Annotated in this window: 15 protein-coding genes; 8 read left to right on the top strand and 7 right to left on the bottom strand. The window is 38.3% G+C overall.

Annotated features, from left to right (window positions below):
- Positions 1-67: 67 nt before the first annotated feature.
- Complete coding sequence (locus ACFIK2_RS02550) at positions 68-313, bottom strand: accessory factor UbiK family protein (RefSeq protein WP_273791228.1); 246 nt, start codon at positions 311-313, stop codon at positions 68-70.
- 321 nt (positions 314-634) lie between these two features.
- On the opposite strand from ACFIK2_RS02550, the gene lgt reads away from it, so the two are divergent.
- The 4 genes from lgt to ACFIK2_RS02530 all read left to right on the top strand — a co-directional run bounded on the left by lgt (position 635) and on the right by ACFIK2_RS02530 (position 4,883).
- A complete protein-coding gene (gene lgt / locus ACFIK2_RS02545; RefSeq protein ID WP_375676865.1) occupies positions 635-1,513 on the top strand; it encodes a prolipoprotein diacylglyceryl transferase in 879 nt (292 codons plus the stop codon).
- Positions 1,488-2,567, top strand: coding sequence for a class I SAM-dependent methyltransferase (locus ACFIK2_RS02540; protein ID WP_375676864.1), 1,080 nt, complete (start codon positions 1,488-1,490; stop codon positions 2,565-2,567). The genes lgt and ACFIK2_RS02540 overlap by 26 nt, the downstream gene beginning before the upstream one ends.
- 102 nt (positions 2,568-2,669) lie before the next feature.
- Positions 2,670-3,461 carry a peptidoglycan editing factor PgeF gene (pgeF, locus tag ACFIK2_RS02535; protein WP_375634212.1) on the top strand — a complete coding sequence of 264 codons (792 nt, stop codon included), beginning with the start codon at positions 2,670-2,672 and terminating at the stop codon, positions 3,459-3,461.
- A 489-nt stretch (positions 3,462-3,950) separates the two neighbouring features.
- Positions 3,951-4,883, top strand: coding sequence for a ribose-phosphate pyrophosphokinase (locus ACFIK2_RS02530; protein WP_375606345.1), 933 nt, complete (start codon positions 3,951-3,953; stop codon positions 4,881-4,883).
- Here ACFIK2_RS02530 and ACFIK2_RS02525 read toward each other — a convergent pair.
- Positions 4,880-6,379, bottom strand: a complete 1,500-nt coding sequence (locus ACFIK2_RS02525; protein ID WP_375634214.1) for a helicase HerA domain-containing protein — start codon at positions 6,377-6,379, stop codon at positions 4,880-4,882. The two genes, ACFIK2_RS02530 and ACFIK2_RS02525, sit on opposite strands and share 4 nt — an antisense overlap.
- Before the next feature lie 292 nt (positions 6,380-6,671).
- Between ACFIK2_RS02525 and ACFIK2_RS02520 the strand changes: the two genes are divergently transcribed.
- A complete protein-coding gene (locus tag ACFIK2_RS02520) occupies positions 6,672-7,301 on the top strand; it encodes a 50S ribosomal protein L25/general stress protein Ctc (protein WP_375617601.1) in 630 nt (209 codons plus the stop codon).
- 76 nt (positions 7,302-7,377) lie between these two features.
- Positions 7,378-8,004 carry an aminoacyl-tRNA hydrolase gene (pth, locus tag ACFIK2_RS02515; RefSeq protein ID WP_375634216.1) on the top strand — a complete coding sequence of 209 codons (627 nt, stop codon included), beginning with the start codon at positions 7,378-7,380 and terminating at the stop codon, positions 8,002-8,004.
- A gap of 193 nt (positions 8,005-8,197) precedes the next feature.
- On the opposite strand, the gene ACFIK2_RS02510 is transcribed toward pth, so the two are convergent.
- Positions 8,198-8,941 (bottom strand): L,D-transpeptidase, encoded by a 744-nt coding sequence (locus ACFIK2_RS02510; protein WP_375634218.1) that lies wholly within the window; start codon positions 8,939-8,941, stop codon positions 8,198-8,200.
- A 265-nt stretch (positions 8,942-9,206) separates the two neighbouring features.
- Here ACFIK2_RS02510 and ychF point away from each other — a divergent pair, with 265 nt between their 5' ends.
- A complete protein-coding gene (gene ychF / locus ACFIK2_RS02505; RefSeq protein ID WP_375634220.1) occupies positions 9,207-10,310 on the top strand; it encodes a redox-regulated ATPase YchF in 1,104 nt (367 codons plus the stop codon).
- Positions 10,311-10,469: 159 nt separating this feature from the next.
- On the opposite strand, the gene ACFIK2_RS02500 is transcribed toward ychF, so the two are convergent.
- The 4 genes from ACFIK2_RS02500 to petA all read right to left on the bottom strand — a co-directional run bounded on the left by ACFIK2_RS02500 (position 10,470) and on the right by petA (position 13,720).
- Positions 10,470-10,910, bottom strand: coding sequence for a PRC-barrel domain-containing protein (locus tag ACFIK2_RS02500; protein WP_375634222.1), 441 nt, complete (start codon positions 10,908-10,910; stop codon positions 10,470-10,472).
- Positions 10,911-11,020: 110 nt separating this feature from the next.
- Positions 11,021-11,917 (bottom strand): cytochrome c1, encoded by an 897-nt coding sequence (locus tag ACFIK2_RS02495; protein ID WP_375634224.1) that lies wholly within the window; start codon positions 11,915-11,917, stop codon positions 11,021-11,023.
- The gene (locus tag ACFIK2_RS02490) at positions 11,911-13,167 is read right to left on the bottom strand and encodes a cytochrome bc complex cytochrome b subunit (RefSeq protein WP_375634226.1); all 1,257 of its coding nucleotides are present in this window, start codon (positions 13,165-13,167) and stop codon (positions 11,911-11,913) included. The genes ACFIK2_RS02495 and ACFIK2_RS02490 overlap by 7 nt, the downstream gene beginning before the upstream one ends.
- Positions 13,168-13,171: 4 nt before the next feature.
- On the bottom strand, positions 13,172-13,720 hold the full coding sequence (gene petA, locus ACFIK2_RS02485; RefSeq protein WP_375634228.1) for a ubiquinol-cytochrome c reductase iron-sulfur subunit: 549 nt from the start codon (positions 13,718-13,720) through the stop codon (positions 13,172-13,174).
- Between the two features lie 770 nt (positions 13,721-14,490).
- Here petA and ACFIK2_RS02480 point away from each other — a divergent pair.
- Complete coding sequence (locus ACFIK2_RS02480; protein WP_375634307.1) at positions 14,491-14,967, top strand: tRNA (cytidine(34)-2'-O)-methyltransferase; 477 nt, start codon at positions 14,491-14,493, stop codon at positions 14,965-14,967.
- Positions 14,968-15,204 lie beyond the last annotated feature (237 nt).

Here is a 15,204-nt window from a genome sequence, read left to right as displayed (position 1 = left end):
AAATTGGGGATATTTTTTTGAAGATTCTTTTTTTTAAACTATTTTACTTTTTTGTGTCTGCGTTTTTTTAATCATCTTTTTTTAAATCATCAAGGCGTCTTTTCAAATCAGCGTTATCAGCATGGATTTTCAGCACCATCTCCTTAAAAGTCTCAAACTCTTCGCGAGAAACAAGATCAAGTTTGTTTGCTATCTTTTCAGCCTGCACACGAAAAGCTGTTCCAGCTTCACGTCGTATGCCTTGCGCAACGTCAGCAGCATCCGTTGCTAATTTTGCTAATTCATCAAGAATACGATTTGATCCATTACGCATAACCTTTTTCCTTAAATTTTAATTATTGACGCACGCATTATAGCGTATTCTCATAATAGCGTATTCTCATAACATTTAGATACTGTAATTTGTTCCTTTTACTCTATATTTTACATACTGTGCAGATTTTTCATAATGATTTTGTTTAAGATTTTTTAATATTCCTTTTATCACCATATTTTTTACCGCGATAAATCAGTGGAAATCTACCCCCCTTTCTGACTAGCCTCCCTACTGACTTGACCATTGTGTATTCATCTGTCATTTCTGATCATCAGAGTCACTTCATATTCATCTCGTATAATGTAAGATGCTTAACTCATGAACAATTTGTCTTGTCCAGCCATTGCTTTTCCGTCTTTTCTTGATCCTGTTATTATCCAGCTAGGTCCCATAACACTTCATTGGTATGGACTTGGTTACGTGCTGGGTATTCTTTTTGCTTGGTGGTATGCGCAAAAATTATTAAAAGAAACATCTCTATGGTATAGAAACTATCCTCCTATGGATAAAGAAAAGATCGGAGATTTTGTTGTCTGGTCTGCCATAAGTGTTGTTGTCGGAGGGCGTTTAGGACAAGTTCTTGTATGGGATCCCATTTACTATTTTAATCATCCAAGTGCTATTATTGCCGTATGGGATGGGGGAATGTCCTTTCATGGCGGTCTTATTGGTATTATCATTGCTATGATCTGGTTTGCCCGTAAAAATCGTATTAACATACGAGCCATGTTTGATATCATTGCTGCAGGTGCTCCTATTGGTATCGGCATTGTACGAATCTGCAACTTCATTAACCAAGAATTATGGGGTAATATTACTACACGTCCTTGGGCTGTTTGTTTTCCTCTCGATCCTTACTATTTACCGCGCCATCCAAGCCAGCTTTACGAAGCATTTATGGAAGGATTTCTTCTCTTCATCATCCTGTGTCTTCTTATTTTTGGGTTCAAAGCATTAAAACGTCCCGGTACTGTATCAGGAACATTTATTATAGGCTACGCAGTAACACGCAGCATTTCTGAAATTTACCGTGCGCCTCAAGAAGATCCAGAATGGTTTTCGACTCTTTTCCATTCTACTGGTTTTACCTATGGCATGGCTTTATCTCTTCCCATGCTTCTTGTAGGGTTTTATCTTCTTCTCCACGCCTTTAAATATAAACCGACAGAAAATGGCCAATCTCAAAGAAAAAATTAAAGAAATTATTGTCCTTAATGGACCAATCACTGTTAGCCAATATATGACGTTGGCACTTACAGATCCTCAATTTGGTTATTATCAAACACAAACACCTTTCGGACGTGCTGGTGATTTCATTACAGCACCTGAAATAAGCCAATTATTTGGAGAAATGATTGGCATTTGGACTCTTGCAAGCTGGAAAGCTCAAGGTTATCCTCATCCTTTTATCCTCGCTGAGATAGGTCCAGGACGTGGAACTTTGATGGATGACATTTTGCGAACTATCCAAAAGCTTTCTACAAGAGCATTTAATGCTGCTGAAATTTTTCTGATCGAAATAAGCAAAAAACTTGCAAAAGAACAAAAAAAGCGCCTTTGCTCTTATCAAAAACAAATCCATAGCATTGAAAATTTTAATCAAATTCCTTCAAAACCTCTCTTCCTCATTGCTAATGAATTTCTCGATACACTCCCTATCAACCAATATATTAAAATCAATGGAGAATGGAAAGAGCGCCGCATTACAGTCAATCAAAATGGAGATTTCATCTTTATTGCTGCCCCGCATAAACTTCCCTCTTCTTGTCTACAAACCTATTGTTCTAAAGTGCCTGACGGAACAATTTTTGAACATGCCCCCTTACGGCATCAATTCATGCAACAAATCAGCCACCATTTAGTGCAAGTGACGGGTTCTGCTTTACTTATCGACTATGGTGCTTGTAAACTTGCCTTTGGCGATACCTTGCAAGCACTCTCAAAACATAGATTTCGTGATGTTTTTGATGCCCCTGGTGAACATGATTTAACATCCCATGTTGATTTTTCTTTTTTAAAAAACATAGCTCTTGAACAGGGCTGTTTTGCTGAAATCTTAGAGCAAGGAGAATTTCTTTTTAAAATGGGGCTACTGGAGCGCGCAAACCAGCTTGGAGTTGGCAAAAGTGCTCCTTTGCAAGACAAAATCCGCCAAGACATCGAACGGCTCGCTGGTCCAGATCAGATGGGAAAATTATTTAAAGTTTTACATTTCAGTGATAAAAATATCTCCATACCTCCCCAATTTTAGTGATCGGCGCTTTTGTCAATAAACACATCATTATCTGAAATATTCATTGACAAATATGAACATCTCCATCCTCACTTTAAATAATCTCCATAAGGAACTTTTATGAAATCTATCCCTCATCCCATTCTTGCAAAAAATCTTTCTACTTTACACACCCATGGAATAAAACATGGATTTTTTACACGTCAAGGTGGTGTTTCAAAAAATCTTTATCATAGTCTTAATGTTGGGAAAGGTTCAAATGATCAACTTGAATATATTGTACAGAATCGTCTTTTGATTGCCAATTATTTTTCTATTGAAGCACAAAATTTAGTCACAGTTAATCAAATACATTCCTGTAACGTTGTCGTAGCTCATCAAGCAACTATCGGTGCACCTCCTCAAGCTGATGCTCTGGTTACAACCACCCCAGAACTCGTTATTGGGGTTCTTACAGCAGATTGCGGACCCATTCTGTTTGCTGATCCACAAGCTAGAGTCATCGCTGCAACTCATGCTGGCTGGCGTGGAAGCTTAAATGGAATTATCGAGAAAACAATTGCTGTTATGGAAAAACAAGGAGCCAAAAGACAATCAATAACAGCAGTCCTGGGACCTTGTATTGGCCCTTATCACTATGAAGTAACAAATGAATTTTACGACCAATTTATTGATTACCACAGCAAATACCAAAAATATTTTTTAAAAACAAACAAAATAAATCGCTTTTATTTTAATCTATGGGCATTTATTATAAATCAACTCAAAGAAGCAGGTGTTAATGCTTCTTGTGTAGAGCTTTGTACCTATCAAGATGAACAGCGTTTTTTCTCCTATCGCCGTGCAATACACCGCAACGAACCCGATTACGGACGGCAAATTTCTGCTATTATGCTGAAAAACAAAAGATGAGCCCCTTTTATGCTTGAGAACAATACCAAAACTGCAAAACTAAACTTTTTACCCAAATGGAAATTACCAAAATGGAAAAATAAACCCCATTGTACTTTGCTTTTTTCACGAAATTATCTACCAGCCCATAAAATATGATAGCCTTCGCTATGATCATTTTCAATGTTTGGTTATAATGATTGAAGGCAAGATGATACTTCTTTTTATTATTCCCCTTCATTCATCTTAAATATGAAACATTCCCCATATTGAAAGTATTTTTATAAAGTAATAACTAAAAAGCTTAATCAATATGTATTTCTTTGCCGCATGGAGAAAAAACTTTGCTCTAAAAGTAACAAACTTTTGGAAAAAGAGAAAACATACTGCATAGCTCTTTAATAATAATCAATAAAATTGTAAGGCTTTTGTAATTGTTCTCTTGCAATTTAATAAAAAGAAATTAAAAACCGTGTCGCATTCCCACCATGATGATTCAGAGGTTCTACTATGAAACTTTTCTGCGGAAATTCTAATCCACGCCTAGCTGAAGATGTTGCAAATTATTTGAACATCCCCTTAGGCAAAGCAACTGTAAAGCGCTTTGCTGATCAAGAAATTTTCGTAGAACTGCATGAAAATGTACGTGGACAAGATGTTTTTGTTTTGCAATCTACATCCTATCCCGCAAATGATCATTTGATGGAATTACTCATCATGATTGATGCCCTTCGTCGTTCTTCTGCGCGTCGTATTACAGCTGTTATCCCCTATTTTGGCTATGCCCGCCAAGATAGAAAACCAGGACCACGGACTCCTATTTCTGCAAAACTTGTTGCCAACCTAATTACGGAAGCAGGGGCCCATCGTGTTTTAACATTGGACCTTCATGCAGGACAAATTCAAGGTTTTTTTGATATCCCTACGGATAATCTCTATGCTGTTCCTGTCATTTCTCGCGATGTCAAAGTGCATTATTCTCTTGAAAATGTTATCGTTGTTTCACCTGATGTGGGTGGTGTGGTGCGTGCGCGCGCACTCGCCAAGCGCTTGAACAGTTTGCTCGCTATTGTGGATAAACGTCGCGAAAGCCCCGGTGAATCAGAAGTTATGAATATCATTGGAGATGTATCGGGAAAAGATTGCCTTTTGCTTGATGATATTGTTGATTCAGGTGGAACTTTATGCAATGCAGCAAGTGCTCTGCTTAAACATGGTGCCAATAGTGTCACGGCTTATATCACGCACGGTGTTCTTTCTGGTAATGCAATCGAGCGAATTGCCAATTCAGAGATGAAAGAATTGGTTATTACAGATTCAATTATGCCAACACAAGCTATTGAGAAAACCCATAATATTCGTGTTTTGCCCATTGCCGACCTTATGGGAGAAGCAATAGCAAGGACAGCAGCAGAACAATCGGTTTCCAGCTTATTTGGTTAAAGTGGTTCCTTGGGGTCTCCTGGTGCTGTTTCAACACCAAGATCAGGAAATGCAACAATACGTCGACCACTAAAATGCGTGTGAATAACAATAAGTCCACGCTCTTCAAAGTAGGTTAAAAGTCGGCGTACACGGCTTAAAGAATGAGTCCCATAAAGACGTGCTAAAAATGCATCAGATGGACATGATTTTCCCCCTAATGCGGCCTGTGCCACGTTCAAGAAGACTCCTTGAACATCTTCTTCCAAACTTTCTGATATCTGCAAAATATGTTTCCAATGTTCACTGACAGCCGTTTGTTCATCAACAAAAGCCTGAGCAATAGCCAATTTACGCCGAAATTGTGAAAGATTAAAAGGAACCTTTGACATACCATGGATACGGCAACGAACTGAAAAATCTTGATAAAGCACCGCTGTTGAACGATAAAAAGCCTCAGAATCCTCAAGAATCTCCCGAATAATATGTTCTGCTTGGCCGTCACGCTCAACATCAGAAAGTTCAGGAAATAAACTCGGGTTTTCTTCCAACAACTCTTGTTTTTTATGCACTACCTCCTCTAACATCTCGTGCATTGACTTTTCCCTCATCGGCTCTCGTGTTTGTTTAAATGGCGTTAAAATTTCCTCTGGTGAAGCAGTAAAAACGAGCTCTTGCACATCATCCCGCTCTGTTGGAAGTGGCATTAATTTAGGACTAGAAGAGCGTGCCAAAGTTTCAACAGAACCGATAATGATTGGTAAGGGACGTCGTGATAAAGCAGGTCCTAAAGCTATAAAATTTCCCCGTTCAAGATCTCTAAACATTTCCGCTTGGCGACGCTCCATTCCCAAGAGATCAGCAGCGCGCACCATATCAATATCTAAAAAAGTCCGCCCTATTAAAAAGTTTGAAGCTTCCGCAGCAACATTTTTGGCAAGCTTAGCCAAACGTTGTGTCGCAATAACACCAGCAAGACCACGTTTACGTCCTCGACACATAAGATTGGTCATAGCGCTCAAAGAAATTTTACGCGCTTCATCAGAAACTTCTCCTGCTGCAGTTGGAGCAAACAATTGTGCTTCATCGACAACGACAAGCATAGGATACCAATAATCACGTTCTACATCAAACAGTGCCCCAAGGAAAGCCCCTACAGCACGCATCTGTTGTTCAGTATCCAAGCCTTCAAGATTAAATACCACTGAAACTCGATGTTGTCGAATGCGATGGGCAATACGAGTCAATTCTAATTCACTACGTTGAGCCTCTACAATAACATGACCAAATTTATCTGCCAAAGTTACAAAATCGCCTTCTGGATCAATTACACAATGCTGCACCCACTTAGCACTTTGCTCCAAAAGACGGCGTAAAAGATGTGATTTTCCTGAACCGGAATTACCTTGTACAAGAAGACGTGTCGCCAATAATTCTTCCAAGTCAAGAAGTGCTGGCATCGATTTATGCAAAGCACGACTCTCTGACATCTCACCCAAGGCAATCTCAACCTTCATAACATCTCCAGTGTTTGATTTTGAACATATCAGCGCCAGCACATATTGGTTGATTCTCCATCCACACCGTAATTTGTAACATTTCCTCCTTTTTAACGGTAGAAATCATCGATTTTTCCCACAACTCTTGCATCTATGAATAGTTTGAACTATAGAACAAACTTCTGCGTAGACACCCTTGGAGGCAACGCAGAATGGAGTGATCGCTGTTGGTTAGCGCATATCTTCATATCCATGCAAAAACTATTACTGTTTTTGAAGGATCTCCAATCATGTAAAAAGGACTTAAATTATGAGCAAAAGCTACACTCTTAAGGCCGAAAAACGCGAGCGGGTTGGTAAGGGGTCCTCCCGTGAACTTCGCCGCAACGGTCTTATTCCTGCTGTCATTTATGGTGAAAAACAACCACCCTTGGCAATAACAGTTCCCTATAAAGAAATTTTCTACAAAATTCATGCCGGTGGCTTTCGTACCACCATTGCAACGATTATTCTTGACAAGCAAAAAATTATGGTTTTGCCAAAAGATTATCAATTAGATCCCGTGCGTGACTTTCCCCTCCATGTAGACTTTTTGCGCATCTCAGAAAAATCCGTTGTAGAAGTGAATATTCCTGTCCACTTTCTCAATGAAGATACGGCACCTGGACTTAAAAAGGGTGGTGTCCTCAATATTGTTCGGCACGAAATTGAATGTACAGCTCCAGCAAGTGCTATTCCTGAAGCTATTGAAATTGATCTCTCCAGCTACTCTATTGGTGATTCTATTCACATTTCAGCAGTGCAACTGCCAAAAGATGTGACTCCCATCATCCAAGATCGAGACTTTACCATTGCAACCATTGCAGCTCCTGCTGGCATGGATGTCAGCGATGAAACTTCTGAACAAGAAAATGATGAAGAAGACACGGAAACTTCATAAAACTCAAAAGGCGGGAATTTTTTCCGCCTTAATTTATGAGACATTACCCTTACTCATACTTTGACTGAAGATACACATGTGGCTTATTGCTGGTCTTGGCAATCCTGGTTTACAATATCAAAATAACCGCCATAATATCGGTTTTATGGCTGTTGATGCCATTTATCAGTCCTTCTCTTTTTCTCCATGGTCAAAGAAGTTTCAAGCAGAAATCTCCAATGGTTTCATAAATAATGAGAAAATTTTTCTTATAAAACCACAAACTTTCATGAATCTTTCTGGTCAAGCTATCGGTGAAGCTTTGCGATTTTATAAATTAGATTTAAAGAATTTGATCATCATTTATGATGAGCTAGACCTGTCACCGGGGAAAGTTCGTATAAAAATTGGTGGAGGAAATAATGGGCATAATGGCATTAAGTCTATTGATGCCCATTGTGGTACTGACTATTGTCGTATACGCATAGGAATTGGTCATCCTGGAAGCAAAGAACTTGTTCATCAGCATGTCCTGGGAAATTTTACCAAATCTGATCAAGAATGGTTATCCCCTCTCTTAGAGACAATCGCAAAAAATATCGCTCTCCTTATAAAAGATGATAAATCCCTCTTTATGAATGAAGTTTCACAAACGATAAAAAACAATCAGAACCATTGGCTTGCGTGTCCCAGTCGCGTGAAGAATATGAATAAGAACTCTTAAAAAAATCCTCTTATAAACTTAAGGCAAAATCTGTTGGCAACGTGAGAAGCTAGAAAATAGAACAGAATACAAGCTTGTATACACCTTTGAAAAAGAAAGGCTTATATTCTCTTTTATTCTCTTTTGAGAGAAAGAGAAGATTGAACAGCAAACCAAAATACTCAAACGGCTCTCTCCAATCTTCTCCCCTAAATTAAAAAAAATCATTTGGCTGAATGGTCGACTGTAGCGGATCGTAACCATTTGATTGTTGATTATAAACTGTAGGAATACTCCTATTGTTTTGCAATACCACAACACGCGAACCAACGGGAACACGATCATAAAGATCGATAATATCTTGATTAAGCAAACGGATACACCCACTTGAAATAGCACGCCCAATTGACCACGATTCATGTGAGCCATGAATACGGAAAAGTGTATCTTTCCCATTTTTGAACAAATAAAGTGCCCGCGCACCTAATGGATTATCGGGCCCTGGTGGCATTCCTTTCCCAAGATGACCATAACGTTCTGGTTCTCGAGCCATCATAGCTGCAGTAGGAGCCCAATTTGGCCACCGACGCTTGCGCTGTATAACCCCCTCACCTTCAAATGCTAGTCCTTCTTTACCGACACCAATCCCATAACGCAAAGCTTTTCCATTTTCACCAATAAGGTAAAGAAAACACTCTTGCGTATCGATAACCAATGTTCCAGGCGCATAAGATGTATAATAAATCACCTCTTGTCGCCAATATTTTGGATCAATTGTCGCAAGATCAACAGCAGGTAACGAATAGGTCTCATTCGTTACAGGACCATACAAAGCCTGTATTTCTGGTGGAATGTATCGAACTTGTTGAAAAGGTACCGATGACATATCTGACTGACGTGTAGCACATCCAGCCAAAGCCAAAAGTGCTGCAATTAAAAAGGCACAACGAGATAACACTCTTCTATTTTCTCCGATTAATTATTTATGCAGATTTGCATACCATGAAAAACTTAGCACAATATTAACATTAATTCGAAGTTTTCTTATCCTTGTAACTAAGGAGAACAATAAGGTAAGAAGAACTAAGGTAAAAAAGTAGATACCTACTACTTTAGACTTTTTTCTCACTTATCGCAAGACAAGGACTATAACTCTTCTGAAAATATGCTATAAAAAGGAAGCTTTATCTTGACCATAAAATCAATAGAAAAGAAAGACTCTCATGGGCTTTAAATGCGGTATTGTCGGATTACCTAATGTCGGGAAATCAACTCTTTTTAATGCATTAACAAAAACAGCCACTGCACAGGCTGCCAATTATCCTTTTTGTACCATTGAACCCAATACCGGTGAAGTTGCTGTTCCAGATTTACGAATGGAAAAAATTGCATCAATCGCTGGTTCAAAAGAAATGATTCCTACACGCATTAACTTCGTCGATATTGCGGGGCTTGTGCGAGGAGCTTCAAAAGGTGAAGGTTTAGGAAACAAGTTTTTAGCCAATATTCGCGAAGTCGATGCCATTGTCCACGTTTTACGCTGTTTTCAAAATGAAGATATTACCCATGTAGAGGGACGTATTGATCCTGTTTGTGATGCGACAACGGTTGAAACCGAACTCATGCTTGCGGATCTTGAAAGTCTTGAGAGACGAATCATACAAATCCGTAAACGAGCAACCGGAAAAGACAAAGAAGCTCTCACAATTTTACCTATTATGGAAAAAGCATTAAACATACTGCAACAGGGAAACCCTGTCCGGTTATTACTCAAAGATATTTCTTCCGATGAACACCACATTCTTAAGAGTTTGAATCTTTTAACCTCCAAGCCTGTACTTTATGTTTGTAATGTAAGCGAAAATGACACCGCTCATGGAAATAGCTTTACCCAAACAGTTGAAAAAATGGCAACAGAGCAAAATGCGCAAAGCATTATCATCTCTGCTTCTATCGAAGCGGAAATTACACAACTGAGTGATGCTGAAGCATCAGAATATCTCAATGCTCTAGGACTCTTTGAACCGAGTCTCAATCGCCTCATTCGCGCTGGTTACCATTTACTTGATCTCATTACTTACTTCACCTGTGGGCCTAAGGAAACACGAGCATGGACAATTACGCGTGGTACAAAAGCTCCCCAAGCAGCTGGTGTTATTCATTCAGATTTTGAGCGCGGTTTCATTCGTGCCCAAACCATCAGCTATAATGACTATATTGCTTTGGGTGGAGAAAGCGGTGCAAAGGAAGCAGGAAAAGCCCGCGATGAAGGAAAGGAATACATTGTGCAAGATGGCGATATCATGTTATTTAAACATAATACTTAAATCTTCACTCTGTCTTAATAGTTTATCTTGAAAACTTTGGTAATAGCTCCTTGGAATCTTGTCGCAAAAATTCTCAAGAGTTTTTAGAACAAAAAAACTGTTGCTAGCATATGATTGTGATAGCAACAGCTTGATCCATTAAAGAATAGAAATATAAAATTAGCGTGTCCAACGCCCTTCGTATTTAAATGTTGGAGCGTTCTTTAAAGAATCTTTTGTCACATTTGTAATGAGTTTCCATTTACCATAATCATTTGTCATCTGGATTGTTTCTGGAGAAACGACCACATAACTCTCGCCTATGCCAAGAAAACCACCAACAGCAATAACAAATCCTGCAATATTATTTTCACGTAAAATAATATCTTTTACTTCACCAATATTTTCATCTTCTATATTATATACATTGGCGCCTATAAGACTGGAAGCAACAAAATCCGTTGCTAAAGGTGTCACATAACGCACAGACTTATCTATCCCTACCTGTACAATACCCGTCGAAGAGATCATTTCAGGTTTTGAAGGCACTTCAAAAGACTGAGCATAAGTACTAGAAACCATCAAAATTGACATAAGAGTAGTACATGCAATTTTTTTCATTTTAACATCTCCATTTTTACTTTGCTTTTACTTTATAAAACCTCAATGCATCATAAAAAGATTTGTTCCTTATGCTCTTTATACTCTATACTCTTTTGAGCCTTGTCGCTTTACCTTTTTCTCTTTATTTCGTCTTTTATTTCTTTCTCTAATTCTTCTTCTAAACCACACCAAATACGATTTTTTAAAATATAAACAAACCCTGCAAAAATGATTAAAAATAAAATAACACGAAAACCGGTTTTTTTACGAATTTCCATATGAGGATCGGCAGCCCACATCAAAAAAGCAGAAACATCGCGCGCATAATGTTCAATGATTTCTGGGGTCCCATCTTCATAAGAAACCATACCATCACTCAAAGGAGGAGCCATAGTTAAAGAATTACCGGCAATAAAATAAGGATTATACCAATAACCATTCGCAATTTTTATCTCCTTCGGTGCCTTCTGATATCCTGTTAAAAGAGCCGTAATATAATCTGGACCAGCTGTATCATAATGAGTCAATACATCAGTAATTAAAGCAGGAAACGGCAAAGATACCCCACGTGCACGTGCCATCAATGTCAAATCTGGAGGATAAGCACTATTCAAAATAAATCTTGCTTCTTCTTCATGTGAAAAGGGAGAAGGAAAATAATCCGTTGCAATCCCAGCACGTTTAAAAAATTTTCCTTCTCGATTAGGACCATCGCGCACTTCATATTGCTCCGCCAAAGCTTTGATCTGTTCTTGATCATACCCAAGATCTTTTAAATTGTGAAAAGCCACATATTTTAGCCCATGGCAGCTGGAACAAACTTGTCTATAAACCTTTAATCCGCGCCTCAATTGCGCCTTATTATAAAGCCCAAATGGACCTGAAAAACTCCATTCTTGTTTTTTAGGAACCTGTAAAGGAAAAGAAATAAATCCCTCTTCCTGATCAGAGGCATCACTCGCTAAACTCTGAGCAGAAAAACTCATAGCAACAATAACAACCAGCCCGACAAAAACATTTACCATAGTCTCTTTTTTTTCTGTTTTAAATCTTGCATAATTGAAGAAGGAAGAGAACAATTTTTTTCAAACGCTGGCAAAATCGGCAAAATAACCAAAAAAAATATAAAATAATAAACCGTAGCCAATTGTGTCCATAAAAGAATTTTGTCACTTATTTCTCTTGACCCCAACCAACCAAGAAAAACGATATCAATAACCAACGCCCAAAAGAAAATTTTATAAACAGGTCGATATCTTGCTGAACATATTTTAGAGCGGTCTAACCATGGCACAAAAATTAAAATGCAAATCGAACTGACGAATAAAACAAAACCAACAAAGTTTGAAGAGAAAATACCAATATCAAAAGTTATAGCACGAAGCATCGCATAAAAAGGCAAAAAATACCATTCTGGAACCACACGAAGAGGTGCCTTTAAAGGATCTGCCACACTATAATTTTCAGCCTGCCCCATATAATCGGGCATATAAAACAAAAACCAGGCAAAGAAGATGAGAAAAACAGTAATAGCAAAAATATCTTTGATAAGCGCATAAGGCGAAAATGGAACTGTTTCCTTATCTGATTGTATAGCAAGACCTGTTGGATTGCCTTGCCCAACACAATGAATTGCCCAAATATGCAGCCCCACAAAAAGAAGCAAAATAAATGATAAAACATAATGGAAAACATAAAAACGATTCAACGTTGGTTGTCCTACGACATAACCACCCAGAAGTGTCTCATGCAACCATATCCCCACCAAAGGTATCGTTTTTAAAAGCCCTGCAATCACTGAAGCCGCTGAAATAGACATCATCCCCCAAACAAGCACAGAACCAAAAAATGCTATTGCCATCATGATGATATAAATAAAAATACCTGTAACCCATACCATTTCTCGCATATTTTTATAAGAACCATAATAAAGTCCACGTGCCAAATGGATATAAACAGCAATAAAAAAAAACGAAGAGCCTACACAATGCCATGGACGAAAAAGCCAACCAAACTGCCCTTCACGCCGAAATCGTTCACTAGTTTCAAAAGCCAAATGAATATCCGGAACATAATGCATAGCCAAGACAATACCAGTCAAGAGCTGTGATAAAAGCATAATGGTTAAAATACCGCCAAATGTGTAAAAGTAATTAAGATTACGTGGAACAGGAAAAATCACAAATGCATTATAAAAAAAACGAGGAAGAGGAAAACGCTTATCAAACCAACGGACAAGAGCACTTTTAGGACAATAAGGAGGAAACCTTATCATGACTTTATCCTATTTTGAGCAAAGTATCAGAAAGAAATTGGTAAGGTGGAATAGTCAAATTATAGTTAGCTGGACCTGACCGCACTCTTCCAGCAGTATCATAAACAGACCCATGACAGGGGCACAACCATCCTCCAAATTTACCCGATTGCCCAAGTGTTACACAGCCTAGATGCGTACAAAGATTAATAACAATAAGCCAATTTTCACGTCCTTTACCTGCTGAACGCGCAAAATCTGTTGCTTCCTTTTCACCTTCAAGATTAGGATTGCGCGCTTGACGATCTTTTAGAAGTCTCAATTCAGTAGCGCGCGCATCAGCAATTTCTTTTGCCGTACGATTTCGAATAACAACAGGCTGTCCTCGCCACTTTACCGTTACCGACATCCCCTCTTCAATACTAGACAGATCAACCTCAACAGAGGAAGATGCCAAAACAGCTTCATCTGGACGCAACTGACGGATAAAAGGCCACACAACCGCTCCCATTCCAACTGCTCCTGCAACAGCTGTTACCAAAAACAGAAAATCCCGCCTCGTTTGCTCACCCATGGACTTAACTTAAAGAGACACTTTGCTAAAACATCCTTTTACCATACCCTCTCCCATTGTACAATGCTTGATCACTCCGTTACCTCAACCATAAAAACATCCCTGTAAAAAACTCCTGCCATTTGTATGGTTTATACAAAAAACTGTTTTATAATGATAATTCATCGTTTTACAGAGTGAATGAAATCCCTAAACACCGTAAGGTTTTTTCATTTCAAACCTATTCATATTAATCAATCAAAATTACTCCCCCGCCCGTGAAAATCAGAGATAGCATGTAAATAAACACTTCTAAAGAAAGAAACATAGTCTTGTTATGACCATATCTCAGTAAACAAGTTGAGCTTATCGGTTATTTCTTTAACACATTTACAGCATCTCTCCCTCCCTCAATTCCAACTGGTTGCATGAGTATTTTTTTCGCTTCTGTTTTTGCATAAAAAGCATATTTTGTTGATTTTAATTAAAATTGATGATCTAACCTCATTAAATATCCCACTTTTCAACATAATGAGCCAATTCATTTCATGGATTGCTCAATAAAATGAAGCCCCTAATAGGGAGCTTCTCTCTGATCCCAAACAGACCTGTATACATAACTTTTTCCCTGAAATTTAAAGGGAATAAAAATGAACCGTAAAAAACATGTATTTCTCAAAGCATATTTTTCGAATAAATTGTGGTGCTTCTTTACAAAGTCGGTGGTGCTTCTTTACAAAGTCGGTGGTGCTTCTTTACAAAGTCGAAAGAAAAATCATATTACAGAGAACATGACACTTCATATAGCTCTTTTCCAACCTGATATTGCTGGTAATACTGGAACGATTTTACGTCTTAGCGCTTGCTTTGGTTTACATGTGCACATTATTGAACCTGCAGGCTTTAATCTGTCGGATCGTAATCTCAAACGCGCAGGATTGGATTATCTCGAATATGCTTCCTTAGAACGACACATTGATTGGCAACATTTTATAAGCTCCATGAAACACTTTAAACGCCGCCTGTTGCTTTTAAGTACAAAAGCAAAAACATGCTATACGCAGATATGCTATCAAAGAAATGATGTTTTACTTTTTGGTCGTGAAACAGCTGGCGTTCCCGATTATGTTCATGAAGCGGCCGATTACACATTGAAAATTCCCATGCAACCACAGGCACGCTCTCTAAATCTCGCCATGAGCGTAGCCATAACAACAGGAGAAGCATTACGCCAAATTGGTTATCATGAAAGAAACTGTAACCTATAAAAACATAAATTATCACGAAAAACAATAATACAACATATAAAGAATAGTTAGAGCGTATAATGCCTATTATTTTCCAACAATTAAGTGCTGATAAAATAAACATTTTTTAGTGCCTAGCACATCCATTTCATATCACCTCATATCACCACCTATGAATGATTAAATACTCCTCATAGTAAAAATCCAGTGAACATCCCCCTCTTTATGGTCATACAAGGTGCAAACCGCTATCACTAT

Source organism: Bartonella sp. AP88XZML, assembly GCF_042195565.1.
GTDB lineage: Bacteria > Pseudomonadota > Alphaproteobacteria > Rhizobiales > Rhizobiaceae > Bartonella.
Note: the sequence above shows the minus strand (reverse complement) of the source record. Positions and strands in the feature narration are given on the sequence as shown.